Origin of the sequence: Hymenobacter sp. BRD128, assembly GCF_013256625.1 — a bacterium.
In the GTDB taxonomy this organism is placed as follows: Bacteria; Bacteroidota; Bacteroidia; order Cytophagales; family Hymenobacteraceae; genus Hymenobacter.
In genome coordinates this window covers 433456-459086 of sequence record NZ_CP053908.1, presented here as the reverse complement: position 1 = coordinate 459086, position 25631 = coordinate 433456, and the positions used below count along the sequence as shown (strand labels likewise).

Sequence of the window (25631 nt, the reverse complement as noted above, 5' to 3'; positions counted from 1 at the left end):
CTGAGCCCGCGAATCACCTTTTCACGTTAGAACGGATTGCTCGATAGCGAAAAGATGCTTCGCGGGCTCAGCCTGACAGACAAGAATAATTTATTGACCTAGTACTACTTTGGCGTGGCGGATAACCTTGTCGCCCAGATAATAGCCTTTTTCAATCTCCTCAACAATCTTGCCGCGCAAATCGTCGCTCGGCGCCGGAATCTGCGTGATGGCCTCGTGCAACTCAGCGTCGAAGTCACCGCCTTTGGCATTCATCGGGGCTAGCCCCTTCTGCTGCAAGGTCTTCGTGAGCTTATTATACGTGATATCCAGCGCATTTTGCAACGCGGCGGGGTCTTGAGTATCCTGCGTATGCTGGCGGGCGCGGTCGAAGTCGTCGAGCACGGGTAGCAGGGCCACCATCAGTTCCTGGTTGGCGGTTTTGAAGAGGTCAGCGCGCTCCTTGGCGGTGCGGCGCTTGTAGTTTTCAAACTCGGCAGCCAGGCGCAAGTACTTATCTTTGAGGTCGGCCAGCTCGGTTTCGGCGCGGCTAGCCCCGGCCGAGGCGCCAGCTTCGGGCGTAGTAGCGTCAATAGCAAGGTCCTGCTCACCGGCGGTGTGCTCGGCAGTATTATCGGTTAGCGGCTGGTCGTCAAGATTCATGGTTTTATCGTCGGTCATTTTCTGAAAAAAATGGCGGAATCGGCTAGTGAAAGGCTTTCCCATACGGGTACTGGGGCGGGCGCAAGGAGTTTGCCAAAGCTGGCGAGGCTGCCAAGTTGGCACGTGATAGCTTTATATGCTTGTCAACCCTAGTCTACCTGCAAGTCAAACGCACCTTCCGTGAGGCGAGTAGGACTTAGTATAGTATTCGGGCCTGCTACGCTTGCTTCAAATGTACCGGTTAAGTGCCGAGTAGTAGCATCCCAGGTGGTAATTACTACCCGGCTAGGGGCACTGGCTACCGGATATTGCTCGGCATGGTCTAGAGGGTGGCCGTTGGTATCATAAGTGGTAAGCTGGTAGTAGCTAGCGGGGTAGGCAGTAGTGGCAGCTAGGACATAAGTACCAAGGCCATGAAAGCTATTTAATTCCAGCACCAGAGTGTGCGTTAGATACCCATCAGGTTGGTTGAGCACATCGCTAGCCGACAGCAGCAAGCTGCCACTGCCAGACCACTTAGCCTTCACAGCCCGTGGGTCAGCAAAAAAAGCTGTGATAATTGTACCAATATTGACCGAATTATTGGCCACTACTGGCAACCCGTTGGCCCGGTATACCAGGCTAGCACTGCCGGCTACCGGCACGGCCGGTAAAGCAGGCTCAACTTCGGAAGAGGTTAGCTGGCAGCCTGATAGAAGTAGCGTAGTCGTTAGTAGCTGTGCGCAACGCAGGCAGGTAGCGATGAGCTTCATCATAACAAATAATGAATTTATTGAAAATACGCAACTGCTTTCCTTACCGGATAGCTTGACCGAAGTGGCCTAGCCAAAAAGTAGCCAAGCCGCAATACAAGGTCTTTTCAGGATTGAAATTGGCCTGAAATGCAATACCGACTCGTATTCCGCGCCTAGGTTTTAGTAGCAGCCCCGCCTCGACGGGCAGTCCTAGGGCCTGGTAATCGCGGTAAGCAAAGTAATAAGTGTTACTTTGCACTCCACTCTGTACTACCGTATAGCGATACTCGCCAAGTTGGCGACCACGCAAGTAACTAACGCCTAATCCGCCGTAAAGCAACTGCTTTTTTAGAGGCAGGCTGTAGCCACCTAGCAACGCCAATTCGGCCTGTGCCGAACTAGCGTTGCGGTTGTCGAGCCAGCCCGACCCCGGCCCTGAAATTGGACTCCACCAGCGGTAGCGTACATGGGTCAGCGCTAGCCAACCCCGCTTTTGGTAACCGGCGTGGGCTTCTACCCCATTGCCTAGCCCTATTCCCCCGCCCCAAGCCGCAGGTGCTTGCGCCGCTCCCACTAATGGAAGTAAGGTTAGTAGTAAAGTTTTCCACATAAGCCGCGTCAGTCAAGTGCTTAGCACCTAAAGTAGGCCTACGGCACAGCTGACGCAATACATTTTCCTGCTAAAAGAGACTTCATTAACCTCTATCTATTTTCAATAAAATTCTAACTATCAATTGAATATCCACAGGTAGAACAGACTTTAGCTGTGTTATCTAAAAATGCTTTTTATTCGTGCAGTGCGTCCCAAATCATGTCCTTCAGCTTCTGAATATTCTTACTGGTGAGGCTGGAGATGAAGACGGTGGGCGGCATATCGGCCGGCAGGGAGGCTAGCAGCTCGGCTTCGAGTTCGTCGTCGAGCATGTCGGCTTTGGTGATGGCCAGCAGGCGCTTTTTGTCGAGCAGCTCGGGGTTGTGCTGCTCCAGCTCGTTGAGCAGGATGTTGTATTCGGCGGCTACGTCGAGGCTGTCGCAGGCTATCATAAAGAGCAGCATGGAGTTGCGCTCGATGTGGCGCAAAAAGCGCGTGCCCAGGCCCTTGCCCTCGGCCGCGCCCTCGATGATGCCGGGAATGTCGGCCATCACAAACGACTTGAAGTCGCGGTAGGCCACCACGCCCAGGTTGGGCACGAGAGTGGTGAAGGCGTAGTCGGCAATCTTGGGCTTGGCGGCGCTCACTACCGAGAGCAGCGTGCTCTTACCGGCGTTGGGGAAGCCCACGAGGCCCACATCGGCCAGCAGCTTCAGTTCCAGAATCACCTGCTCCTCAATGGCGGGCTCGCCGGGCTGGGCGTACTGCGGCGCCTGGTTGGTGGCGGTTTTGAAGTGGTCGTTGCCCAGCCCGCCGCGCCCGCCGGGCGTGAGAATGCGGCGCTCGCCGTCCTGGGTTATTTCCAGCTTCACTTCGCCGGTTTCGGCGTCGCGGGCCACGGTCCCCAGCGGCACCTGAATCACGATATCCTCGCCCTGGGCGCCCGAGCGCAGGTTGGGGCCGCCGCCTTCGCCATCCTGGGCAAAGAGGTGCTTGCGGTATTGCAGGTGCAAGAGCGTCCAGAGCTGCGAGCTGCCTTCGAGGATGATGTGGCCGCCGCGGCCGCCATCGCCGCCGTCGGGGCCACCGTTGGGCAGGCCCTTGGCCCGGAAGAAGTGGTGCGAGCCCGCGCCCCCCTTGCCCGAGCGGCAGGTGATTTTGACGTAGTCGATGAAGTTGTTATTAGCCACGGTTTTGTGCTAGGATAAGGTAAAATAGAACGTCATGCTGAGCTTACCAAAGTATCTCTACCGCGCCGCTAGGCTTGCTAACCTGGCGGCGCGGTAGAGATGCTTCGGCAAGCTCAGCATGACGTTCTTTTAAGATTTTGTGCTTGGTGCGCTGCGCCGCTAGGCCTGCACCTCGCGGGTAGCCGCGGCGGGTGCCGCGCTGGCGGCGGGCTTGTGCCGGTCGATAAGGTCGCTGATTTGGCCAAAGATGCCGTCGATTTCCCCGATGCCGTTGAGCGAATAGAATTTGTTTTGGGCCGCGTAGTAGCCCGCCACTTGCGCAGTTTCGGTGTTATAAACCGTCACGCGGCGGCGGATTTTGGTTTCATCCTGGTCGTCGGGGCGGCCGCTGGTTTTACCGCGCTCCAGCAGGCGCTTCACGAGTTCTTCTTCGCCTACTTCGAGGGCAATCATGCAGGCCACGCTGGTGCCGTGCTCGGCCAGCAGGCGGTCGAGGCTTTCGGCCTGGGCCGTAGTGCGCGGAAAGCCGTCGAAGATGAACCCGGTGGCTTGCTTATTTTTCTGCAAGGCATTGCCAATCATACCGATGACTACTTCATCGGGCACGAGCAGGCCTTCGTCCATCAGCTTTTTAGCTTTCAACCCTAGCTCGGTGCCTTCGGCAATCTGGGCGCGCAGCAGGTCGCCGGTGCTCAGGTGCACGAGGTGATATTTGGCAATGAGCTTCTGGCTCTGGGTGCCTTTGCCCGCGCCGGGCGGGCCGAAGAGGACGATATTATGCATAATCAAATCAGAATTTAGGCGCGAGCGCCGGAGCGGGAAAAGATAAGCAGCCTACGCAGAATCGGGCTTAAACGGCCACGTACACATCGGGCAGGTTGCGGCCCAGGCCATCGTAGTCGAGGCCGTAGCCCACGACAAAATCATTCGGAATTTCCCGACCAACATAGCTCAGGGTCAGCGGGTAGCGCAGGCTAGCTGGCTTAAAAAACATGGCCGCAATCTCAATCGAAGCGGGCTTATTGGCTTGCAGCGTGGGCAGCAGGTGGCTGAGCGTGGTGCCAGTGTCTACGATGTCTTCGACCAGAATAATGTCGCGGCCCTGCACATCTTCGCGCAAGCCCATGATTTCCTGCACCTTACCGGTGCTGCCGGTACCTTCGTAAGATGACACGCGGATGAACACAATTTCGCAGTCGCTGGTAAAGCGCTTTAGCAGGTCGGCAGCAAACATGAACCCGCCCGTGAGCACCACCACGAACAGCGGCCGGCGACCAGCGTAGTCGGCATTGAGCTTTGCCGCCACCTGGTCGATGGCCGTGGCGATTTCGGAAGCGGAGAGATAAGGCTGAAAAGCCTTGCCGTGAAGCGTAATGAGGGCTTGACCCATGCGAGCATGAACGGCCGGTGTAGCCGTTTCGGGCTGCAAAGGTAAAGTCTGAACCATGGATTTTGCGGATTAGTCGGATTACGCGGATTTTGTGGACGATTATTGGCTTGCGGCAGGAGGTAATAAACAAAAAAAGCCGCTGGCCAGCGGCTTTTTTTGGGATTCACAAAATAGCCAGACGCTTTAATCGCCCACGGAATCTGTGTAAGTTGGCTAATCCGCAAAATCCGTGGTTCGGACAGTTAGCGTAACTCGCGCAGGGCAGTTTGCAGGATAACTTGGGCAGCGGGAGCTACGTTTTGTACAAAGCGCACGCGGGGCTGGCCCAGTTCGACGTGGTCTTTAAGCGGTGCCGGGGCCATGCCGCGCTCGCCCACCGGCCGGGCAATGTGCGGGGCGATAACAAGCGACACAATACTCATAAGCTTGATAAGGATGTTCATGCTCGGGCCGCTGGTATCCTTAAATGGGTCGCCCACGGTGTCGCCAGTCACGCTAGCCTTGTGCGCATCGGAGCCTTTAAATTCCATTTTGCCGTTCACCAGCACCCCTTTCTCAAACGACTTTTTGGCGTTGTCCCAGGCCCCGCCGGCGTTGCTTTGAAACATGGCCATGAGCACCCCGCTCACCGTGACGCCCGCCAGGGTGCCCCGAGTACCTCGGGCCCAAACGTGAAGCCAATGATGATGGGCGTGAGCAGCGCAATGGCCCCGGGCGCCACCATCTTCTGAATAGCCGCCTGGGTGCTGATAGCCACGCACTTCTCGTACTCGGGCCGGCCGGTGCCTTCCATAATCCCCGGAATTTCGCGGAACTGCCGGCGCACTTCCTGCACCATTGCCATGGCGGCCTGCCCCACCGCCGTAATGGCCAGCGCCGAGAAAATAAACGGTATCATAGCGCCCACAAACAGCCCGGCCAGCACGTTGGCATTGGAAATATCGATGGTAGTGATGTGCGCCGTACCCATGAAGGCAGCAAATAAGGCTAGCGACGTGAGCGCCGCCGAGGCGATGGCAAATCCCTTACCGGTGGCGGCCGTGGTATTGCCTACCGCGTCGAGAATATCAGTGCGCTCGCGCACTTCTTTGGGCAATTCGCTCATTTCGGCGATGCCGCCGGCGTTGTCGGCAATGGGGCCGAAGGCGTCGATGGCTAGCTGCATGGCGGTGGTGGCCATCATGCCGGCCGCCGCGATGGCCACGCCGTAGAGGCCGGCAAACTTGAAGCTGAGCACAATACCCGCCGCCAGCACCAGGATGGGCAGCACCGTGCTTTCCATACCCACGGCCAGCCCCCCAATAACGGTGGTGGCGTGGCCAGTGCTGCTCTGCTGCACAATACTCATCACCGGGCGCTTGCCCATTGCCGTGTAGTACTCGGTGATGGTGCTCATCAGAAACCCCACAAGCAGGCCCACCAGCACGGCATAGAACACGCGGTTGGCATCGAAGGAATAGCCACGCACTGTGATATCACCGACCGGCAACAGCCACTTTATCAATAAATAAGAGAATACAGCCGACACAATTATCGACACATTGTTGCCGAGGTTGAGCGCGCTTTGCACGTTGCCACCCTCTTTCACGCGCACCGACAAAATGCCCACCAGCGAGGCCACGATGCCCAGTCCGGCAATAGCCATCGGGAGCAAAATGGGCGAAAGGCCACCAAACTGGTCGGTGTTGCTCAGGTGCACCTCGCGGCCCAGCACCATAGTAGCCAGGATGGTAGCCACGTAGGAGCCGAAGAGGTCGGCGCCCATGCCGGCCACGTCGCCCACGTTGTCGCCCACGTTGTCGGCAATGGTAGCGGGGTTGCGCGGGTCGTCTTCCGGAATACCGGCCTCAACCTTGCCCACGAGGTCGGCGCCTACGTCGGCCGCCTTGGTATAGATGCCGCCGCCCACACGGGCAAACAGCGCGATGCTCTCGGCCCCTAGCGAGAAGCCGGTGAGGACTTCCAGGGCCTTTTCCATTTCCGGACCAGTGGCTAGCCCACTAGGTACGAACAACTTATAGAACACAATAAACAGCGACCCTAGCCCGAGCACCGCTAGCCCGGCCACGCCCATACCCATCACCGAGCCGCCCGAAAACGACACGTTCAGCGCCTGCGTGAGTGAAGTGCGGGCTGCCTGGGCCGTGCGCACGTTGGCCTTGGTGGCAATTTTCATCCCGATGAAGCCGGCCGTGGCCGAAAACACCGCGCCAATCACGAAGGCGATAATGATGACAGGGCTCGACTTTTCGCCCGTAAAACCTAAATAGCCCAGAAAAACGGACGCAATGAGCGCAAACAGCGCCAACACCTTGTATTCGGCCTTCAGAAAGGCAATGGCCCCGTCGGCAATGTAGCCGGCGATGGTGCGCATCTTTTCATCGCCGGCATCCTGGCGGGCTACCCAGCCCGCACGCAGCCAGGTATAGAGCAAGGCCAACAGGCCCAGAAGAGGTACTGCGTAAATACTAGCGGGCATAAGCAAAACAGACAGTGAGGGTGGGAGAAAGGAAATGGCTAAGCCCATGATACTGAGCGCAGCCGGGCAAATGTAGGCGAATTGCCCTACAATTCACGCATCAGCACCTGATAGAGGGCTAGCATGCTGGCAATGTCAGCTTTAGCCACGATTTCGTGGGGGTGTGCACGTTGTCTTCGGGAGCGCCCACAAAGCACCAGTCCCAGGCAATATTGGTGCGCTGCAAGTCTTTGGCATCGGAGCCGCCGATACCTTCGACTTCGACTTGATGCGCAATGCCCGCCGCCCGCGCAATGGCCCGAATGCGCTCGACGTAGGCCCGGCGCGGAATGAGTGAGTCGCGCAGCGAGATAACGCAGCCCTGCCCCGCCCGCACGCCCTCCGTGACCCAGGTAATATCGCAGATAAGGGCTTGCCGCACGCCATAGGTTTCGTAGATGAACCTGGCCAGGTAGGGCACCGAGCCACCACCGTGCTCCTCCCAGCAGGAAAAGGCAATGATGCCATTTTCGAGGGTTTCGGCCAGGCGAAGGGCGGCCCACACGCCGAGGCGGTTGTCGAGGTAGCAACTCTGCACGGTCGTCTCCGTTTCGCGGAAGTCGCAGGCAAAAGTGAGGCTGGTGCCGGGCTCGATGTCGCGGCTGAACTCATAGCCTAGCGCCTCGGTTTCTGCCTCATCGGCTGCCGGCCCTACCGTCAGTGTACACGCTATTTCGCCTTGCGCATCCCGCCCCACCAGTTCGTAGCCAGCCTCGCATTCGGGCCCGCCGATAGGCACCAGTTCGCGCCCGTAACGCACCGTAAAGCCGATGCTGTCGAGATGGGCAAACACGGCCGTGCGCGGCTGCCCAAACACCAGCAGCAGGCAGTCCTGGAAACGCGCCTCGTCGTGCACCACCAGCGGCGGCTGGCGCCAGCCAGGGCCGTGCTGCCGCACGTAGTCGAGCAGGAAGTGAGTCAGGACCGCTTCTTCGCCCGAGGGCGCCGGCAGTTGGCAGAGGGTTTTCAGCAGTTGCATCGGTCAATAACTAACGGGGTTAAGCCGTCAAAGCTAGAATCGCTGCCGTACTTTCGTAGGTCTGAAGCCCAGCAGCCTATGATTACTAGTCTGCCTTTTTCTGCCTTATCCCCCTGTATGTCCGTTCTGCTTTGGTTTTTGCGTGGTCGGTTGGTGCTGCTGTTCCTGCTAGGCCCCCTGCTGCTGGCGCAGGCCCAAAAAACGCCCACCGATACCTCGCGCCTGCGGGTGGGCGAAGTGGGCCGCATGCGCACCATCGCCATCGATACGGTAAACGTGCTGCCCACTGCCGATACCAAAGGCTGGCTGCTACTCGACAAAGACATTCAACTGGAGCTCGACGGGGCAGTGCAGAATCTCTATAATTTCAAGTACGATAAGGCTGAAAAGCAATTTCGCTCGTTGCGCCGCCGCTACCCGCACCATCCTATGCCCTATTTCCTGCTAGGGCTGAGCACCTGGTGGAAGATTATGCCGACCAACTTCGATTCGAAGCAATACGACAAAGTGTTTTTTGCTTACATGGATACGGCTAATACCTACAGCGAACGATTGGTAAAGGCCGACCCGCACAACTACGAAGCCTATTTTTTCCTGTCGGCCGCCAATGGCTTCGATGCTCGTCTCAATGCCGAGCGCCACAACTGGCGCAAAGCCACCGTGAGCAGCCGCCGCGCCCTCAACTACTTGCAAAAGAGCAGTGAAGCTAATGGCCTCAGCCCCGAGTTCTTGTTTGGCGAAGCTTTGTTTAATTATTACGCCGTCTGGATTCCTGATAATTATCCCCTACTCAAGCCCGTTTTGCTTTTCTTCCCCAAGGGCAACAAGCAATTAGGGCTTAGCCAGCTCCGCACCGTAGCTAATACTGGCTTCTATACCGGGGTCGAAGCCAAGGTGTTTCTAATGAAGCTTCTACACAACGATGAGCACCAGACGGCTGCCGCCATGCCCATTGCGCGGGGGCTGGCCCTCAAATATCCCGACAATGGCTACTTCGCCCGGTTTTATGCCTTACTGTGTTTTGACCAGGCTGATTTTGCCGAGTGCGAGCGCGTGAGCAAGGATATTCTCGATAAAATTAATGTGGGCATGCCGGGTTATGAAGCTAGCAGCGGCCGCTACGCCAGCTACTTCATGGGCTACCTCATGCAATACAAATACCGTGACCTGCCCAAAGCCAAGGACTACTACCAGCGCTGCATCGTCTTTGCTGAAAGCAACGGCGAAACCGACGGCGGCTTTTACTTATTCGCTAATGCCAACCTAGCCCGTATGGCCGACCGTGACCGCGACCTTGCCACTGCCCGCCGCTATTACGAGGTTGTAGCCGACAAGGCCGACCACAAGTCGGACCAGTATAAGGAAGCCAAAACGTGGTTGAAGAAAAACTCCAAGGCTTAATTTTATAGTAGCTATGGAACTGAGTGATTACCTGTTGACCCCTTTTTACGTAGCTTTTTTTTATGCGCTGGCTTACGCAGTGCGGCCGGCCGTAACTAATAAGTATACAAAAAAATATTTTATTCCAGCTTTTTCCCTTAAGCTGGTGGGCGGCCTCGCGTTGGGTATTTTATACCATACTATTTACGGGGGCGACACCAATAATTATTTTCACCACGCCTCCATCATTTACGGCGCTTTCGGCAAATCATTCAGCACTGGCTTGCATTTAATAACTACTGATGGCACCCTCTCCTCCGACATTGCGCCTTATGCTAGCCAGATGTTCTGGTTCGGTCCCGATAGCAAGGAATATTTTGTCATCCGGGTAGCTGCAGTCGGCGCGGTGCTAGGCTTTAATACTTATTCTGTCACTACTGTCTTTTTCGCAGTGCTCAGCTTCAGTGGCATGTGGGCAATGTATATAACATTTGCCAAAATCAGGCCGCAGGTATATCAGGAACTAGCAACGGCCGTTTTCTTTCTACCATCCGTATTTTTTTGGGGTTCTGGCCTATTGAAAGACTCTCTGTGTATTGGCGCGTTAGGCTGGTTGTTTTACAGCTTCTACCGAGGAACTATTGAGAAAAAAAATATCGTGCGCTGCCTGATTATTGGCTTCTTAGCTGTTCGGGTAATCGCCGCTATGAAAGTTTATATCCTGTTAGCATTCGTTCCTCCAGCTGCGCTTTGGGTATTCAATGAAAATACAGAGCGGATAAAGTCAAGCGTAATTCGCATAATTGTCCGCCCTTTATTTTTAATAGTAGGTATAGTGGTTGCTGGGTACGCCATGAGTAGTATTGCGGCAGCCGATGCCCGCTTCAACATAGAAAAAATTGGGGCGCAGAGTAAGTTGACTGCCGACTACCTACAAGGCATTAGTAAACAAGAAAATGGCTCAGGCTATAATATTGGTGCACAAGATGGTACTCTTGGTGGCATGGCTAAGCTAGCGCCTCAAGCAATAGTAGTAGCATTATTCAGACCTTTTATTTGGGAAGCCCGCAATCCCACTATGGCTCTGTCAGCTCTCGAAGCTACTTTTTTCATGCTATTTACCTTACGCATCTTTTGGCGGGTTGGCTTTTTTAAAGCACTACGCGTTATTGTGGGGTCACCAATACTAACGATGTGCTTTGTATTCAGCCTCATTTTTGCAGTTTCAGTAGGAATTTCAAGTGGGAATTTTGGCACCTTAGTGCGTTATAAAATCCCACTTATGCCTTTTTACTTGGCTGGCCTCTATATTTTAGACAGTATCACTCAGCAACAAACCGTTCGCAAGCATACTATAGTCAAACGGCCACAGCTAGCCTAGCATAGTTGAGCTAAGTTGGGCCGCATTGTCCAAGGCGGAGCAGGTCGTAGAATACTGGTTTATCACTACCTGGGGGCTCTATGAAGCTTATTTGCTTACAGAGCAACGCCAGCCAGGCAAATCGCCGCTGCAACGCTTGTAACGCAAACTCCTGATTTTACGAAGCCAATTTAAGCGACGCACGCAGCAAGCTATTTGCTTTTCCGAAAAGCAGTTTTTTCACGATGGTTTGACTGTTTTATTTATTAGGGCATTTCTTTTTAATTATTTACACTCCTGACATACAGCCCGATTTTCGTTGTAGCCCCACTGTTCAAGCTCATTAGTTTAGGGGAACCGAAACCTGTACTTCAGGCTGGGCCAGGGTGAGTTATACCTTTTAGTCTTGGATACTTTGTCGGTGACTAGCGCGTGCATCTTCGTGCTTAATTCGCCGCAGAAACGGCTTAGAATACTGGTATGCGGGCGTGTTTTTTGGTGGCTAGCCCTCAGCCGCCAAAGCCACTGATTTTGACGTGCCGCGCTGAGAAGCAGAGGTTTGCGGTGCTGCTTCGTACCGACTATTTCGCCGGCCTCTGGCCGGCACTCATTGCACAGGCTAGCCTTCGCCAGCAGGCCAGAAGCCTGCCAATAGTCAGCACGGAGCCAAGCTCCGCATCAGCGAGCTGCTCATAGAAAAGAGCGTCAGGCTACGAGTACGCGGCCTGACGCTCTTTTTTAGTACTCCGTCTCCTTAGGGCAGGTCAATCACCGACTCGGTGTGCGGGGCGTCCGATTTCGTGTTCACAAATTTCTTGTCGGGCTTGTCGTAGTCCGAAATGATAAGCTGCTTGCCTTTGAGCAGCACCTCGGCGGGCTGGTCGAGCTTGCCGCCGGCGCCGTTGGTGTCGCCGTTGCGGGCAAGCACGGTGTGCGTGTTATCCTTAAGGTTGACGATGTCAATCGAGTTGAGGCGCGAGCTGCAGATGTACGCTTTGTCAGTAGCGCGGTCGATGACCAGGCCGTCGATGCACGGAATTTTGGCGCCGCCCACCGGCACTTTCTCCTGGCTGGCAAAGCTGCCGTCGGGCTTGAGCGTAATGCGGTAGAGCGTGCCATCGCCATACGAGCCGGTGTAGAGGCGGCCCTGGCTGTCGTAGTCAATACCATCGGCGCCGTTGTCGATGCCGGTTTCGTTCACCGTCGTCGTGAACATAGCCAGCACGTGCGGGTCCTGGGTTTTGGGCTTGAGGTGAATGGTAGTGCCGGGCTTGAGGTCGGCGAGGGTGAAGCGCATAATGGCGCTGCCCTTGTCGTTGCCGGGCAGGTCCCACTGGCTGTCGGTCACGTACAGGTTGTTGCCCTTCCATACCGTGCCGTTGGCCAGCGCAAAGCCATCGACGGCCGTTTCGATTTTGCCGGGCTTGCCACCGTGCATCAGCACCCGCATGAGGCGCGATTTAAAATCTTTACTGTTTTCGTATTGATTTTCAGCGTAATACAAATTACCATCCGGCCCCACGGCCAAATCCATTGGCGTGGCGTGCTTGGTGGTAGGCTCGGGCGGCAGGTTATTGATGAAGGGCTTATAGCCGCTAGCCGTGAGCTCCACGATGCGGGCCGGGTACTTGTTATCGGCCAGGTTGGGCACCGAGAGGAAAACCCGGCCATCGGGGGCTAGCGCCAGGCCGTCGGGGGTATTGAGCGAGTCGGGGAAGGTGGCCAGCAGGCGCGGCGTGGCGCCCTGGGTGGCGCTGTCGGTTTTAATCTGGGCCTCGGCCGCTTTGTCTGTGGCATTGGCGGCGGCCTGCTTCTCGGCCGATTGCTGCGGGCCGCAGCTAGCCAGCAAGGTGGCGCTGAAGGCGGCCGCTGCCCAGCCGTAACGTGAAGTAATCATGAGGAAAAGAAAACTGTGTCTGAGTGAAGTAAGCCATACGCGCCGGGCTTGGTCGATGTTATCGCGCTGCGCGCTAGCCCCAGTTTTTTTCCATTTTAATAGGCTGGGCTTTATGCCGCGGGCAGGTGGTTGCTCCTCAAGGTTTGGCCGGGTGAGGTGGCCATTTTTAACCTAAACGGTAAGTGACTTCGAGCTGGCTAGCCCCGCTAACCCTGCCCAAATGGCCCCGTTTAGGCACCCAGTTTACTTCGTTTCTATCCCTTTTCCACCATGCCCGATAAGCCCCTCGCCAAGCAAACCCACGAAGACGTGGTTGGCAACCCTAAGACCGACGAAATGGCTAAAAACCGCGAAGACGGGTACGGCCAGTTTTTGACTACCAACCAGGGCCTGCGCGTCAACGACGACCAGAACCAGCTCAAGGCTGGCGAGCGTGGCCCCACGCTGCTCGAAGACTTCATCTACCGCGAAAAGATGACGCACTTCGACCACGAGCGCATCCCGGAGCGCGTGGTGCACGCCCGCGGCGTGGCTGCCCACGGCTATTTCGAGGCCTACGACGACAATGCCAACCTGAGCCGCGCTGCTTTCCTGCAGCCCGGCGCCATCACGCCCGTATTCACCCGTTTTTCGACGGTGGCCGGCTCGCGGGGGTCGAGCGACCTAGCGCGCGATGTGCGCGGCTTCGCCGTGAAATTCTACACCGAGGAAGGCGTTTATGACCTGGTGGGCAATAACATCCCGGTTTTCTTTATCCAGGATGCCATCAAGTTTCCCGACTTTATTCACGCCGTGAAGCCAGAGCCGCACAACGAGATTCCGCAGGCCGCCTCGGCCCACGACACGTTTTACGACTTTATTTCGACTAACCCCGAAACCACGCACATGCTGCTGTGGGTGATGAGCGACCGCGGCCTGCCGCGCAGCCTGCGCATGATGGAAGGCTTTGGGATTCACACCTTTCGCCTGGTCAATGCCGAGGGTAAGGCCCGCTTTGTGAAATTTCACTGGAAGCCGCTGCTGGGCACGCACTCGGTGGCCTGGGAAGAAGCGCAGCAGATTTCGGGCAAAGACCCTGACTTTCACCGCCGCGACCTCTGGAACAACATTGAGGGCGGCAACTACCCCGAGTGGGAGCTGGGCGTGCAGGTAGTGGAAGAGGAAGACGAGCGCAAATTCGACTTCGATATTCTGGACTCGACCAAGCTCATTCCCGAAGAGCAGGTGCCGGTGATTAAGCTGGGCAAGATGGTGCTCAACCGCAACGTAGACAACTACTTTGCCGAAACCGAGCAGGTGGCGTTCTGCCTGAGCCACATCGTGCCGGGCATCGACTTCTCGAATGACCCGCTGCTGCAAGGCCGCCTGTTTTCGTACCTCGATACCCAGCTCAAGCGCTTGGGCGGGCCGAATTTCCACGAGATTCCGATTAATCGCTCGCTAGCCCCCATTCACAACGGGCAGCGCGACGGCCACATGCGCCAGACCATCAATAAGGGCAACGTGGCCTACGGCGTAAACAAGCTTAACGACGGCTACCCCCGGCAGGCTAAGGCTAGCGAGGGCGGCTTCGTGTCTACTTATGAGCGGGTAGAAGGCCACAAAATTCGTTTGCGCAGTAAGAGCTTTGTAGACCATTATAGCCAGGCCCGTCTGTTCTGGAACAGCCAGACCGATGCGGAGAAGATGCACATTGTGAAGGCCCTGCGCTTTGAGCTAGGCCATGTGCAGCACGCCGAAGTGCAAAAGCGCACGCTGGTACAGCTGGCGCAGGTAGACCACGACCTGGCTAGCCGCGTGGCCCAAGGCCTGGGGATGGCCGTGCCGGCCAGCGAAAGCGGGCCGCTTAACCTGGCCGTGCCGGCCAATGGCGACGCAGCCCACTACCAGTCGGGCCCGGTGAAAAGTGCCAGCGCTAACTCGCCCACGCTCAGCATGGCGCCCAACAGCGTCATCAATCAAGGCAAGGCCAGCATCAAAACCCGCCAGATTGCCATCTTGGCAGCCGACGGCGCCGACGTGGCCGCTATTGGCGAGCTGATAAAAGCGTTGATGGAGCAGGGTGCCCAAACGGCCATCGTGGCCCCGCACGGCGGCACGCTCAAAGGCCAGGACGGCCAGGAAATCCTCATTAACTGGACGTTCCAGAATACATCGTCGGTGCTGTTTGATGCCGTGTACGTGGCTGGCGGCGCGGGCAGCGCACAAAAGCTGACCCAGGACGCTGATGCCGTGCGCTTCGTCAACGAGGCTTTCCGCCACTGCAAGCCCCTGGCGGCCTCGGCCGAAGGCGTGGAACTGCTGCAAGCGGCTTCTTACCCCGGCGCTACCGACATTCTGAGTGCCGATGGCGTGGTAACGAGCGCCGACAACAAGGTGGCTAGCCTAGCCAAGGACTTCAGCAAGGCCATTGCGCAGCACCGCTTCTGGAGCCGCGAACTGAAAGCCATGCCCGCGTAGAAAGCCAGGCAGTAAAAAACTTAATTCCCCCGCCACCCGTTGGGTATGGCGGGGGAATTTTTATTCCCAACTACTTGAAAAAGTGGCAAAAGCCCGCTCCCCAGCCCTTTAAAAGGCTATTACCGGCCGGGTGCCCTTACCTTTGCCACCACACTAACCCACCCCTCGCCGATGGCCGCAATTGCCCAAAACTCCGTCGTAACTCTGACCTACGACCTCTCCGTAACCGACGAAAACCAGCAGAAAGTATTAGTAGAGCAGGCCGAGGCCGATGAGCCGATGGTATTCTTGTTTGGCCAAAGTGGCCTGCCCGAAGAGTTTGAGCACCAGCTCGATGGCAAAAACCCCGGCGACAGCTTCAGCTTCTCGCTCACGCCCGAGCAGGCCTATGGCGACTACGACCAGCAGGCAGTGGTAGAAATTCCGAAGCAGGTATTTGAAATTGACAGCCAGCTCGACGACCAGATGCTGCAAGTGGGCAACTACCTGCCCATGGCCGACAACGAAGGCCACCACATGCAAGCCAAGGTAGTAGCAATCGGCGACGAGCAGGTAACAATGGACTTCAACCACCCCCTGGCCGGCATGGTGATGCACTTTGATGGCAAGGTGCAGGATGTGCGCCCCGCCACCGCCGAGGAGCTGGCCCACGGCCACGCACACGGCGAAGGCGGCCACCAGCACTAGACTACCTCTGGCGGGCTAAAGCACTACTATTACGCTACTTATTCGGAGCGGAAGGCACCTGCCAGGCGGGTTCTTTCCGCTTCATTTTTAGGAGCCTGACTCCTGCCCACGAAATATTTCCTTATGCCGTTGTTCTCGATTGTTGGCGGGCTGGCCGCTTTTTTAACCACCGCCGCCTACGTGCCGCAGGCCTACAAAACCATCAGGCCCCGCGCCACGGCGGCGCTGGCGGGTATTATCTTGGTTTTGAAGCTTACAGCCAAGCCTACTGCCGAGAACATCGCAGAGTAGCCGCTACCTTGCGCGCCGGGTGCCTTAGCCACGCCGCCAAGGCACCCGGCACTGGCGTTCCCCTCTCATTTACTATGACGACCGTTACCCTTATTGGCAGCCTGGCCGCCTTTCTTACTACTATCGCCTACGTTCCGCAGGCTTACCAGACTATCAAAACCCGCGATACCAGCGCGCTTTCGCTGCCCACGTTTTTGATTTTATTTCTGGGCACCTGCCTGTGGGGCACCTACGCGGTGCTGATTCACGACCTCCCAATTTTACTGACCAACCTCATTTCGGGCGGGCTAGCCACGATTATTCTGTATCTTAAGCTCACGGCTAAGCCTGGCGACGAGCGCCCGGCGGCGCAGTAGCGGCCTGGGCTACAGGCTAGCCGCGTGGGCTTGCAGCGCCGGAAAGAACTCCCGAAAATCGGCCTCGTAGGCGGCGTAGTGGCGGCGTAGCTCCACGGTGGCCGTGTCCATGCCCGAGCCGGGGGAGGCGCGGCGGCTCAGCCCCAGCAGGGCACGGCTTATGCCTTCTAGCTCAGCGTAGTGCAGCAGCCAGTTGTGCTGCACCAGGTGCGGAAAGAACCGCTGCACCGGCGCCGGAAACCCGGCCTGCTGGCTAGCCAGCGCCGCATACACGCGCTGGGTAAAATCGGGCAGGCGTTCGCCGGAAAACTCGGAAAAATAACGCGCCAGAAAGTGGTCCATGAACACGTCGGCCACCACGCCGGCGTACTTGCCGGCGCCGGCCGCGCGCAGGCGGGCGGTGCTGCGCCGCACCACGGAGTGCTGGTCGGTGAAGGTGTCGATGGCGCGGTGCGCCCGGATGCCGGCCTGCACGGCGGCGGGGTAAGTTTGGAGCTGGCGGCCGGGCACCGAGTCGGCAATAAACTGGCCCGTGAGCCGGCCCAGGTAGTCGGGGGCAGCAGGCGGGCCAGCCAGAAACAGGTGGGCCAGAAAATTCATGCGGGGCTAGCTAAAAGAGGGGCACGGCGCGGCCACCTCTGCCCAACCGGGAAACCAGATGCAGGTTCGGCCGTAAGCTAAAGTCGCCGCGGCCACCTGCGCCCCGGCGTTTCTATCCTAACGTTTCTTTTCCCATGTCTGATACGAAAACCCCGGTCACCCACGACCTGAGCAAGCTGTTTGAAAAAATTAAGGATGTGCGCATTGCCATGCTTACCACCTTCGACGAGCAGCACGCCCTGCACAGCCGCCCAATGGGCACCATCAAGCCCGGCACCGACGGGGCGCTGTACTTCTTCACCGATAAGGAGTCGGCTAAGGTGTACGAGGTAAAAAAAGACAATAACGTAAACCTGAGCTACTCTAATCCTAGCGACAACGTGTACGCGTCGGTGTCGGGTACGGCCAGCGCCTATCGCGACGAGGCCAAAATTGCCGAGCTGTGGAGCGAGGATATGAAGGCCTGGTTTCCGAAAGGCAAGGAAGACCCAAACATCATGATTCTCAAAATTGAGATTGAGAAAGGTGAGTACTGGGATTCGCCCAGCGGCATGCTGTCGCGCGCCTACGCCTACCTCCGCGCCGTAACCACGGGCGAGGGCACCAAGTCGGATGACATTAACGAGCACGCTCAGGTGCAGAAATAGTTATGAGTTATGGATTGCAAAGCGAGTCGAAAACGACTTTCAACTTTTAGCTCATAACTTCAGAAAAGGCCGGACGCGATTCCGGCCTTTTTTTGTGGCCGCTTGTTACTTAATCGAATGCATACCACTCTTACGCTTTTTACGCTGCAACCCGGTGCCAGCGTGGCCCGCTGGGCGCTGGCCCAGATGGCCACGGCCCCGCGCCAGCTGCACCGGGTAGCCGGCCTGCGCTTTTTTCAGCTGCTGGGCAGCGGGGCCGACAATGGCTTCGGCTTCTGGCCCAACCTGCGGCGCTACGGCTTGCTGGCCACCTGGGCTAGCCCCGATGCTGCCGCGGCCTTCTTCGCCAGCCACCCGGTATGGGCCGCCTACGCCCGGCGCAGCCACGAAACCTGGACCGCCGAGCTAGCCCCCCTGCAAGCCCACGGCGCCTGGAACGGCGTGCAGCCCTTCGGCGAAGTGCCGGTGGGCTCGGGCCGGGCCGAAGGACCGGTGGCAGTGCTCACGCGGGCCAGCATCCGGCTGCGGCGGGCACCGCGCTTCTGGCGCTACGTCGAGCCCACGAGCCGGGCACTGGCCGGGGCCGAGGGCCTGCGGCTAGCCATTGGGCTGGGTGAATTGCCGCTGGTGCGGCAGGCCACCTTCAGCGTCTGGGAATCGGCCGAGGCCATGCAGCACTACGCCTACCGCGATGCCCGCCACCGCGAGGTGATTCAGCTTACGCGCCGCGAGGGCTGGTATTCGGAAGAGCTATTCGCCCGCTTTCGGGTTTTAAAAAGCATCGGGACGGTAGATGGTACAAACCCACTGGCGGGAGGATAAGCAGCGCTAGCCTTGGGCCGTAGGCCGCACCGTAATATCACCCACATCGACGTCGGCCGGCTGCCCGATGGCAAAGGCAATGGCTTGGGCAATAGCTTCGGGGGCGATGGCCAGCTTATCGCGGGTGGCTAACACCTGGGCCTTCACGGTAGGGGCCATTATAGAGTCGGCAAAGTCGGTGCGCACGAAGCCGGGCGATACTACAGTTACCCGCAACTTATCGCCCGCCTCCTGGCGCAGGCCCTCCGAGATGGTGCGCACCGCGTTTTTAGTACCCGCGTACACCGCCTGCTGCGGCACTATCTTGAGGCCAGCCGTCGAAACCACATTCACAAAGTGCCCGCTGCCCTGCTGGCGAAAAACCGGCAGCGCGGCGGCAATCCCGTACAGCACGCCCTTAATATTGACGTCAATCATCTCCTCCCAGTCCGCCACGCGCAGGTCGTCGAGCAGTGAGATGGGGCCGATGCCGGCGTTGCTGACGAGCACATCGAGCCGGCCAAAGCGCTTGAGCGCAAGCTGCACCAGCCCCGCTACGTCGGCGCGCCGCCTCACATCGGTGCCCACGTAGGCGACCTCGCCCCCGGCCGCCGTGATGCGCGCCGCTAGCGCGTCGAGCCGCTCGACGCGGCGGGCACCTAGCACCACCTTGGCCCCCGCCCGACCAGCAGCAGCGCCGTAGCGGCCCCAATGCCGCTACTCGCGCCCGTAATGGCCACTACTTTGCCAGCAATTTCCTCGTTCATGCTGTTCCTGATTTATGGTTGATAATGATACCACAAAAGTCGCGGCGGCAGCCGTAGGAAGAATATGCCAATCAATCCAATACGTATGAGTTGGCTATTGGCTGGCGGCGGTAGCCGGCCGGCGACTGGCCGGTGTGTCTTTTAAAGAAAAGTTGAAAATTGGGCGCGTGCTCGAAGCCCAAGCAGTAGCCAATCTGGGCCACACTCCAGTTGCTATGCCGCAGCAGCGCCTGGGCTTCGGCCACCAACCGGGCCGCCAGGTGTTCGCTGGTAGTTTTACCGGTGTTTTCTTTGAGGGCTTTGTTCAGGTGATTGGTATGCACCGCCAACTGCCGGGCAAACTCGCCCGCTGTCTTGAGGGCTAGCGAATGGTGCGGCGAGGCCAAGGGAAACTGCTGGTCCAGTAAGTCCAGAAACGAGGCGCACAGGCGCGTGGCCGCCGTGGCCGGCTGGTAGACCGGGGCCGGGGGCGCTAGCTTTAGTCCCTCGTGCAGCAACAGTTGCAGGTAAGTGCGTAGTAGGTCATACTTGTGGATATAAGGCGTTTGCAGCTCCGTCAGCAACTGTTCAAAAATCACCTGTAGCCGGGTCGCTACCGCCGGCGGCGGAAACAATACGGGGCAGCCGCCCACCCCAAACAAGGGCGAGTCGGCTAGGCTGCCCGTGCGCAGCAGCGGCGTACTAAACTCCTCGGTAAACAAGCAGGCAAAGCCGGTTTCGCGGCCGGCCGTGCGTTCCCAGGCATACGGAATCAGCGGATTAGCAAAAATCAGGGCGCACGACGGCACCGCCACGCGCTGATTGGCATACGAGAGCGTGCCCTGGGCGCCGCACAGCAGCTTTACCTTGTAAAAATCCCGCCTGATGTGCGGAAAGGTAGCGGGGGTAGGCACGTCTTCGATGCGATAGGCCGTAACCTGCCTGGTAGCGGGCAGGCCCCGGCCGTAGCGCTGGGAGTATTCGGTCAGGGTTTCGCGGGCTTTCATACGGCAATGTATGCCATTCAAACAATTATTGCAGTCATTTACTGCCTACGCCTTTCTTACTTATCGCTCTATTTTCTGCCCTAGCCGCAGGCGGTACTGGCTGGCCACCCAGGCGGCCGCGGTGGCCGGGGCCGTGCTGCCGGGCACTACGCGCACGGTGTGGCTAGCCTGCACCAGGTCGGCGTCGGGGCCGGGGTGAATGGTGAAACCGGGGCCGGCCGCTTGCAAAATAGCATCTTGCAGAAACACGTTGCGCCCCGCCCCACCGTAGAGGTGCACCCCAAAGCCGGGGGCCAGCCGGCCATTGAGGGCGAATTCGTCTTTGCCCCCTAGCCCGTAAACCCGGAGGCAAATGGTGCGGTGCACATCGTACACCTGCTCGCCGAGCAGGCTATCGGGCCGGGTAGGGCGGCGCGCGAACACGCGCAGCCGCAGCTGGCCCGGCCCCAGGCCCGTGAGCTCGAAGCGCTCGGCCGCGTCGGTGCCCACCACGACGGCGTTTTCCTGCAATACTTTATAGTACTGGCTTGCCACGGCGGGCAGGGCATCGCGGCGGGCGCGCAGGGCGGGCAGCAGTTCCTGCGTTAGGCCCGGGCGCACTTCGGCGGGCACGGCCAGCAGGGTCTGAGCCAGCACGGCATCGGGCAGGCGGCGGCGCAGCGAGTCGGCCTCGGCCCGAAAATCGGCCTCCGAGAGCAGGGCCAGCGCGGTGTGGTCGAGGGGCCGGGCGGTGGTAGTGAGCGGCCCCACATCGGCGGGCTCAAGATGAGCATTGAACGTTTGGTAGCGCGGGTGCACCCACGCTACGACGCGCGTCAGCCAGCCATCGTCGAACCGGAAAAACGCCTGGTCGCGGTCGCGCGGAATGGGCCGAAACGCGGTGCTGCCCGCCTCCGCAAAGGCCGCCCAGCGCCACTGGTCGGCGCGGCGGCTCCAATCGCCCAGCAGCAGGTCGAGCAGGCGGGCGCGCAGGTAGGCGCGCGGGTCCAGGTGGCTGGCGGGGCCGCGCAGCACCTGCGTCAGCATGCTGTCGGAGCCCACTACCCGGCGCGCATTGCCAAAGCTGCTGGCGTGGCGCTGGTCGTGGTCGGGGCGCTCTTCCAGCAAATACAGGGTGGGCGCAAAGCGGCGGCGCCACTCCCCCAGCGCGGCATCGGGCAGCAGGTACACGAGGCGCGGATTGGTGTGAAACACGCCCGCTGCGCGGGCCAGCACCGTGGCTACGTAGGCACCGTAGGGCGGCGCGGCGCAGGTTTGGTCGCGCAGCACGGGGCTCACCAAACGGGCTAGCCAGCCGCTCCCTACGGTCTGGCTCAGGTCTTTATCGACCGAGCGCAGCACGAACTCGCGGCCATCGGGCGAGCGCAGGCGCAGGGTGTTGGTTTGGAAGCTGCCGCCCGCCCGCAGGGGCGTCAGGCCGAGCGCACCCAGGCGCAGTACCGGCGCGCTCACCGGCGTGGCCCACAGCGGGCGGTAGTGCCGGCCCCAGAGGCGCTGCCACAGCCAGCCGCGCCGTGCGTAGTGCGCCCCGGCGGCCACCCGCACTGCGCTCGAATCGGCGCTGAATATTGGGCCCGCTTCACCCGGTGCCGGCCGGGTGGGCTCAGCGCAGCTGGTTAGCAGCAGGCTCAAGGTGCCCAGCAGCCCTAGCCAGCCGACGCTTTTTTTCCCAAATATGACGTGTACTACTGGCACCTGCGCAAAAAAGCTGGCTTAGCGGCCCACTTCCCAATAAAAACCTGAATGCCGGGCTGCCCCCGGAAGCTGCTGTATACCGCAGGGCCGGCCGCTTGGGTTGCTAGGCGAGGGTATTCTATGGGCTATCCTTTCGCGGCCAGCTACGTTAGAAGGTCCGGAGCGGCCCTTGCCGCCTTGCACCCGTTATTTCGGCCCGTTTTGCGCTCTGTTACCTTTTTATTATTATCTGGGGGCTGCTTGCTGGGAGTAGCCGGCGGCTGCGCCCGGCGCCACTACTTTCAGGCTGATGCGCGGCTGCCGGCCGCTGCGGCACCCGCTGGCCCGACTGCCACCGCCGATAGCGTGTGGGCCACGGCCGGGCGCCAATACAACCGCCACGGCAAGCTATATAAACTACTTATGGGACCGCACCACCGGGCCGTGTGGGCCGCCCCGGTGCGGGTGCCGGTGTTGCACCTGGCCGGCGCCGTGCCCGGCGCCGGCCCGCTCACGGCCACCAAGCTGGGGGGCGGCTTCCAAAGCACCAGCCTCACGCTGGAGGGTGCCAATGGCAAGCCCTACGTCATTCGCTCGCTCGATAAGGACCCCCTGCATATTCTACCCTCTTTTTTACGCAAAACATTTTTGGCCAATGGGTTGCGCGATGCCACTTCGGCCGGCAATCCTTATGGGGCACTGGCGGTGCCGCCCCTGGCGCAGGCGCTCGGCGTGCCCCATACGCACCCGCGCATTCTCTACGTGCCACTCGATGCCGATAACATGGGCTCGGCCGAGGCCAACGAGCGCCTGCGTGGCAAGCTGGTGCTGCTGGAAGAGAAATACAACGGCGCCAAAGTGCACTCGCCCCTGCTGCCCCAGGCCCGGAAGTTTGTGAGCGATGAGGACATGCGCAAGCACCTCTACGCCGACCCGCGCAACCGCATCGACCAGCCGGCGCTGCTGCGCGCGCGCCTGCTCGATGTGCTCATTGGAGACTGGGACCGCCACGCCGGCCAGTGGCAATGGGGCGAGCTGCCCAACCCCGGCCGGCCCGGCGGCCTGCTGTTCGTGGCCGTGCCCAAAGACCGCGACCAGGCGTTTTTCCGGGCCTCCGACGGGGCCTTGCTCTGGCTGATGACGCGCAAATTTACCGTGCGGCACTTCGTTACGTTTAAGCACGAATACCACGACATTCCGGCCCTCACCGGCCAGGGCCGCTACGTAGACCAGCGCGGGCTCAATGCCCTCACGCGGCGCGACTTTGCGGCGGCGGCCAGCTTTGCGGTGGCCCACCTGCCCGACTCGACCCTGGCCCGCGCCGTGCGCCAGCTGCCGCCTGCCGTGTATGCCCTCGAAGGCCCGCGCCTGCTGCGCGACTTGCAGAGCCGCCGCGATGCGCTGCCCCAGCTGGCCCAGACGTATTATGCGCTGAAAGCCGAGCGCCCCGTGGTGGCTGGCACCGAACTGCCCGACCACTTCGTAGTAGCGCGCATGCCCGACTCGACCACCGTGCGCGTGTACAACCGCACGCTCGGCGCCGACTCGCTGTTCTACCAGCGCACATTTTACACCCGCGAAACCAAGCGCCTCACCCTCGAAGGGCTGGGGGGCGACGACCAGTTTGACCTGACGGGCGACGGCCTGAAACTAGTGGTGCACGCCGGCGCCGGCCAGGATGTGCTGCGCGCCGCCTCGCACCGCCGCCTGCGCTACGAGCCCGAGTCGAACGGCACGCTCAATACGCCGGCGCCGACCAAAAAGAAGGAACGCTTCGACAACTACGACCGCCTCACCGACGAGTAGCGTAGCGCCGCCGACCGCCTCGCGCCAGCCCGGCTAGCCCAGCGCTTTTTCGCGCGGGCTGGCCGGGCTGCAATTTTTGTGACAATGCGCCAGCGTCACCTTCACTTCACTTTTAGTAAGCTATTTTTGTAAAGTAGCTTACTAAAATTTCTTTCTAAATGCCTGCCTTGCCCGACACTCAGCACCTAGCCACCGAGTTGCGCACGGTAGTGAGCCGGCTCGTCAAGAAGCTGCGCGCGCACTCGCCGCTGCACGCCACGCTTTCGCTCACCGAGCGAGCCGTTATCAAGCAGCTCACCCAGCAGCAGCCGTTGCTGCCCAGCGAGCTGGCGGCGCGCGAAAAAGTCACCACGCAAGCTATGTCCCAAATACTCAATCACCTGGCCGAGCTGGGCTACATCACGCGCCAGGCCTCGGCTACGGATAAGCGCAAGGTGCTCGTTGCGCTATCGGCAGCAGGGCAAGCCCACGTGATTGCCATGCAGCAAGAGCTGAACGACTGGCTAGGCCAGGCCCTGGCGCAAACCTGCTCGGCCGCCGAGCTGCAAATGCTGCACCAAAGCCTGGGGGTGATGGCTAGGCTTGTCGAGTTCAACTAATTACCGCCCGGAATGATTACTGACGCATTGCGCGCGTTTCGCAGCCGCAACTATCGCCTGTTTTTTGCCGGTCAGTCGCTGTCGCTGGTCGGCACCTGGATGCAGAAAACGGCCGTGAGCTGGGTTATCTATGCCCAAACGCACTCCAAGTTTATGCTGGGCGTGAGCGTGTTTGCCACGCTGTTTCCATCGGCCCTGTTTTCGCTGCTCGGGGGCGTGGTGGCCGACCGCTACAGCCGCTACCGCCTGCTGCTGCTTACCCAGATTTTGTCGATGGCCCAGGCCGGGCTGCTGACGCTGGCCGTGTACCGACGGGCCGACGCGGTGTGGGAAATACTGGCCCTGAGCGCCGTGCTGGGGCTCATAAATGCCTTCGACGTGCCGGCGCGCCAGTCGCTGGTTTATGAGCTGGTGGCCGATAAGCAGGACGTGGCCAACGCGGTGGCGCTCAACTCGACCATGCTCAACCTCAGCAAGCTGCTGGGGCCGGCGCTGGCGGGCCTGGCCATCGAGCGGCTCGGGGCGGCCACCTGCTTTGGCCTGAACACGCTCAGCTTTGTGCCCGTTATCGCCTCGCTGCTGGCCATGCGCCTGCCGGCTTTCGTAGCCAAGGCATCTGCTAAAAATATCCTGGAAGAACTCACGGAAGGCTTCCAATACGTGCTGGCTACGCCCGATATCCGGTTCATCATCAGCACCCTAGGCCTTACGGCGCTATTGGTGCTGCCCTTCACCACGCTCCTGCCAGTGTATGCCAAGGACATCTTTGGCGGCACGGCCACCACCTTCGGCCTGCTCGACGGCGCCATCGGGCTGGGCGGGCTCATCGGGGCGCTGTACCTGACTTCGCTAAAGCCCGGCACCAACCTGAATAAAACGATAACCGCCACCACGTTTGTGTTTGGCGCGGGGCTGCTGCTGTTTGCCTACACGCCCTGGTACCTGGGGGCACTGGCGTTTCTGGTGGTGGGCGCCTTCGGCATGATGGCCCAGACCACTATCAACGTGACGCTGCTGCAAACGCTGGTGCTACCGGCCATGCGCGGGCGGGTTATCAGCCTCTACGTGCTCGTGTACACGGCCGCGCTGCCGCTGGGCAGCGTGCTGGTGGGCACGGTATCGCAGCACGTGGGCGTGCGGCCCACGGTGCTGGCCGAAGGCCTGCTGGCCCTGGGCATCGGCCTGCTGTACGTGCGCAACCTGCGCCGGCCGCAGCCCGCCCCCGCCCCTAAGCCCACAATGGCCTAGCCGGCCGGCAGTAGGGCCGGCTAGCCG

21 protein-coding genes and 2 pseudogenes are annotated in these 25631 nt (G+C 59.6%); 11 read left to right on the top strand and 12 right to left on the bottom strand.

Annotated features, from left to right (window positions below; all coding sequences use genetic code 11):
* Positions 1–90 precede the first annotated feature (90 nt).
* The 7 genes and pseudogenes from GKZ68_RS02175 to GKZ68_RS02145 all read right to left on the bottom strand — a co-directional run bounded on the left by GKZ68_RS02175 (position 91) and on the right by GKZ68_RS02145 (position 8045).
* A complete protein-coding gene (locus GKZ68_RS02175; protein WP_173110304.1) occupies positions 91–660 on the bottom strand; it encodes a nucleotide exchange factor GrpE in 570 nt (189 codons plus the stop codon).
* A gap of 131 nt (positions 661–791) precedes the next feature.
* Positions 792–1397 carry a hypothetical protein gene (locus GKZ68_RS02170; protein WP_173110302.1) on the bottom strand — a complete coding sequence of 202 codons (606 nt, stop codon included), beginning with the start codon at positions 1395–1397 and terminating at the stop codon, positions 792–794.
* A gap of 765 nt (positions 1398–2162) precedes the next feature.
* Positions 2163–3158 (bottom strand): GTPase ObgE, encoded by a 996-nt coding sequence (gene obgE / locus GKZ68_RS02165; RefSeq protein ID WP_173110300.1) that lies wholly within the window; start codon positions 3156–3158, stop codon positions 2163–2165.
* Positions 3159–3317: 159 nt separating this feature from the next.
* A complete protein-coding gene (locus GKZ68_RS02160) occupies positions 3318–3941 on the bottom strand; it encodes an adenylate kinase (protein WP_173110298.1) in 624 nt (207 codons plus the stop codon).
* Between the two features lie 67 nt (positions 3942–4008).
* Complete coding sequence (locus GKZ68_RS02155; RefSeq protein WP_254244123.1) at positions 4009–4605, bottom strand: phosphoribosyltransferase; 597 nt, start codon at positions 4603–4605, stop codon at positions 4009–4011.
* A gap of 185 nt (positions 4606–4790) precedes the next feature.
* Positions 4791–7027 (bottom strand): annotated as a pseudogene (locus GKZ68_RS02150) (sodium-translocating pyrophosphatase).
* Positions 7028–7145: 118 nt separating this feature from the next.
* A complete protein-coding gene (locus GKZ68_RS02145; protein ID WP_367949197.1) occupies positions 7146–8045 on the bottom strand; it encodes an aminopeptidase in 900 nt (299 codons plus the stop codon).
* A gap of 117 nt (positions 8046–8162) precedes the next feature.
* On the opposite strand from GKZ68_RS02145, the gene GKZ68_RS02140 reads away from it, so the two are divergent.
* The gene (locus tag GKZ68_RS02140) at positions 8163–9446 is read left to right on the top strand and encodes a tol-pal system protein YbgF (RefSeq protein ID WP_173110296.1); all 1284 of its coding nucleotides are present in this window, start codon (positions 8163–8165) and stop codon (positions 9444–9446) included.
* Positions 9447–9459: 13 nt separating this feature from the next.
* Entirely contained in the window at positions 9460–10806 is a 1347-nt protein-coding gene (locus GKZ68_RS02135) for a hypothetical protein (protein WP_173110294.1), read from the top strand.
* A gap of 733 nt (positions 10807–11539) precedes the next feature.
* Here GKZ68_RS02135 and GKZ68_RS02130 read toward each other — a convergent pair.
* Entirely contained in the window at positions 11540–12682 is a 1143-nt protein-coding gene (locus GKZ68_RS02130) for an SMP-30/gluconolactonase/LRE family protein (protein ID WP_173110292.1), read from the bottom strand.
* A gap of 270 nt (positions 12683–12952) precedes the next feature.
* Between GKZ68_RS02130 and GKZ68_RS02125 the strand changes: the two genes are divergently transcribed.
* The 4 genes from GKZ68_RS02125 (at position 12953) to GKZ68_RS02110 (ending at position 16476) form a co-directional block, all read left to right on the top strand.
* Entirely contained in the window at positions 12953–15142 is a 2190-nt protein-coding gene (locus GKZ68_RS02125; protein ID WP_173110290.1) for a catalase, read from the top strand.
* Between the two features lie 171 nt (positions 15143–15313).
* Positions 15314–15829, top strand: coding sequence for a peptidylprolyl isomerase (locus GKZ68_RS02120; RefSeq protein WP_173110288.1), 516 nt, complete (start codon positions 15314–15316; stop codon positions 15827–15829).
* Positions 15830–15952: 123 nt separating this feature from the next.
* Positions 15953–16120, top strand: coding sequence for a PQ-loop domain-containing transporter (locus GKZ68_RS02115; protein WP_173110286.1), 168 nt, complete (start codon positions 15953–15955; stop codon positions 16118–16120).
* Between the two features lie 74 nt (positions 16121–16194).
* Positions 16195–16476, top strand: a complete 282-nt coding sequence (locus GKZ68_RS02110; RefSeq protein WP_173110284.1) for a SemiSWEET family sugar transporter — start codon at positions 16195–16197, stop codon at positions 16474–16476.
* 9 nt (positions 16477–16485) lie between these two features.
* On the opposite strand, the gene GKZ68_RS02105 is transcribed toward GKZ68_RS02110, so the two are convergent.
* Positions 16486–17076, bottom strand: coding sequence for an ACP phosphodiesterase (locus GKZ68_RS02105; RefSeq protein WP_173110282.1), 591 nt, complete (start codon positions 17074–17076; stop codon positions 16486–16488).
* Positions 17077–17210: 134 nt separating this feature from the next.
* Between GKZ68_RS02105 and GKZ68_RS02100 the strand changes: the two genes are divergently transcribed.
* The gene (locus tag GKZ68_RS02100) at positions 17211–17723 is read left to right on the top strand and encodes a pyridoxamine 5'-phosphate oxidase family protein (protein ID WP_173110280.1); all 513 of its coding nucleotides are present in this window, start codon (positions 17211–17213) and stop codon (positions 17721–17723) included.
* Between the two features lie 117 nt (positions 17724–17840).
* On the top strand, positions 17841–18545 hold the full coding sequence (locus tag GKZ68_RS02095) for a spheroidene monooxygenase (RefSeq protein ID WP_254244122.1): 705 nt from the start codon (positions 17841–17843) through the stop codon (positions 18543–18545).
* A 6-nt stretch (positions 18546–18551) separates the two neighbouring features.
* Here the strand turns inward: GKZ68_RS02095 and GKZ68_RS02090 are convergent.
* The 3 genes and pseudogenes from GKZ68_RS02090 to GKZ68_RS02080 all read right to left on the bottom strand — a co-directional run bounded on the left by GKZ68_RS02090 (position 18552) and on the right by GKZ68_RS02080 (position 21972).
* Positions 18552–19291, bottom strand: a pseudogene (locus tag GKZ68_RS02090) (SDR family oxidoreductase).
* A gap of 71 nt (positions 19292–19362) precedes the next feature.
* Positions 19363–20277: an AraC family transcriptional regulator gene (locus GKZ68_RS02085; protein ID WP_173110278.1), complete on the bottom strand. Its 915-nt coding sequence runs from the start codon at positions 20275–20277 to the stop codon at positions 19363–19365.
* 60 nt (positions 20278–20337) lie between these two features.
* The gene (locus GKZ68_RS02080) at positions 20338–21972 is read right to left on the bottom strand and encodes a hypothetical protein (RefSeq protein ID WP_173110276.1); all 1635 of its coding nucleotides are present in this window, start codon (positions 21970–21972) and stop codon (positions 20338–20340) included.
* A 240-nt stretch (positions 21973–22212) separates the two neighbouring features.
* Here GKZ68_RS02080 and GKZ68_RS02075 point away from each other — a divergent pair, with 240 nt between their 5' ends.
* The 3 genes from GKZ68_RS02075 to GKZ68_RS02065 all read left to right on the top strand — a co-directional run bounded on the left by GKZ68_RS02075 (position 22213) and on the right by GKZ68_RS02065 (position 25604).
* The gene (locus tag GKZ68_RS02075; protein ID WP_173110274.1) at positions 22213–23757 is read left to right on the top strand and encodes a hypothetical protein; all 1545 of its coding nucleotides are present in this window, start codon (positions 22213–22215) and stop codon (positions 23755–23757) included.
* A gap of 158 nt (positions 23758–23915) precedes the next feature.
* On the top strand, positions 23916–24356 hold the full coding sequence (locus GKZ68_RS02070) for a MarR family winged helix-turn-helix transcriptional regulator (RefSeq protein WP_173110272.1): 441 nt from the start codon (positions 23916–23918) through the stop codon (positions 24354–24356).
* A 12-nt stretch (positions 24357–24368) separates the two neighbouring features.
* Complete coding sequence (locus tag GKZ68_RS02065; RefSeq protein WP_173110270.1) at positions 24369–25604, top strand: MFS transporter; 1236 nt, start codon at positions 24369–24371, stop codon at positions 25602–25604.
* The last annotated feature ends 27 nt before the right edge of the window (positions 25605–25631 follow it).

Coding starts and splice junctions, on each gene's coding strand:
- GKZ68_RS02175 (WP_173110304.1), bottom strand. CDS start 660: ATGACCGACGATAAAACCATGAATCTTGACGACCAGCCGCTAACCGAT.
- GKZ68_RS02170 (WP_173110302.1), bottom strand. CDS start 1,397: ATGATGAAGCTCATCGCTACCTGCCTGCGTTGCGCACAGCTACTAACG.
- GKZ68_RS02160 (WP_173110298.1), bottom strand. CDS start 3,941: ATGCATAATATCGTCCTCTTCGGCCCGCCCGGCGCGGGCAAAGGCACC.
- GKZ68_RS02155 (WP_254244123.1), bottom strand. CDS start 4,605: ATGGTTCAGACTTTACCTTTGCAGCCCGAAACGGCTACACCGGCCGTT.
- GKZ68_RS02145 (WP_367949197.1), bottom strand. CDS start 8,045: ATGCAACTGCTGAAAACCCTCTGCCAACTGCCGGCGCCCTCGGGCGAA.
- GKZ68_RS02140 (WP_173110296.1), top strand. CDS start 8,163: ATGTCCGTTCTGCTTTGGTTTTTGCGTGGTCGGTTGGTGCTGCTGTTC.
- GKZ68_RS02135 (WP_173110294.1), top strand. CDS start 9,460: ATGGAACTGAGTGATTACCTGTTGACCCCTTTTTACGTAGCTTTTTTT.
- GKZ68_RS02130 (WP_173110292.1), bottom strand. CDS start 12,682: ATGATTACTTCACGTTACGGCTGGGCAGCGGCCGCCTTCAGCGCCACC.
- GKZ68_RS02125 (WP_173110290.1), top strand. CDS start 12,953: ATGCCCGATAAGCCCCTCGCCAAGCAAACCCACGAAGACGTGGTTGGC.
- GKZ68_RS02120 (WP_173110288.1), top strand. CDS start 15,314: ATGGCCGCAATTGCCCAAAACTCCGTCGTAACTCTGACCTACGACCTC.
- GKZ68_RS02115 (WP_173110286.1), top strand. CDS start 15,953: ATGCCGTTGTTCTCGATTGTTGGCGGGCTGGCCGCTTTTTTAACCACC.
- GKZ68_RS02110 (WP_173110284.1), top strand. CDS start 16,195: ATGACGACCGTTACCCTTATTGGCAGCCTGGCCGCCTTTCTTACTACT.
- GKZ68_RS02105 (WP_173110282.1), bottom strand. CDS start 17,076: ATGAATTTTCTGGCCCACCTGTTTCTGGCTGGCCCGCCTGCTGCCCCC.
- GKZ68_RS02100 (WP_173110280.1), top strand. CDS start 17,211: ATGTCTGATACGAAAACCCCGGTCACCCACGACCTGAGCAAGCTGTTT.
- GKZ68_RS02095 (WP_254244122.1), top strand. CDS start 17,841: ATGCATACCACTCTTACGCTTTTTACGCTGCAACCCGGTGCCAGCGTG.
- GKZ68_RS02085 (WP_173110278.1), bottom strand. CDS start 20,277: ATGAAAGCCCGCGAAACCCTGACCGAATACTCCCAGCGCTACGGCCGG.
- GKZ68_RS02070 (WP_173110272.1), top strand. CDS start 23,916: ATGCCTGCCTTGCCCGACACTCAGCACCTAGCCACCGAGTTGCGCACG.
- GKZ68_RS02065 (WP_173110270.1), top strand. CDS start 24,369: ATGATTACTGACGCATTGCGCGCGTTTCGCAGCCGCAACTATCGCCTG.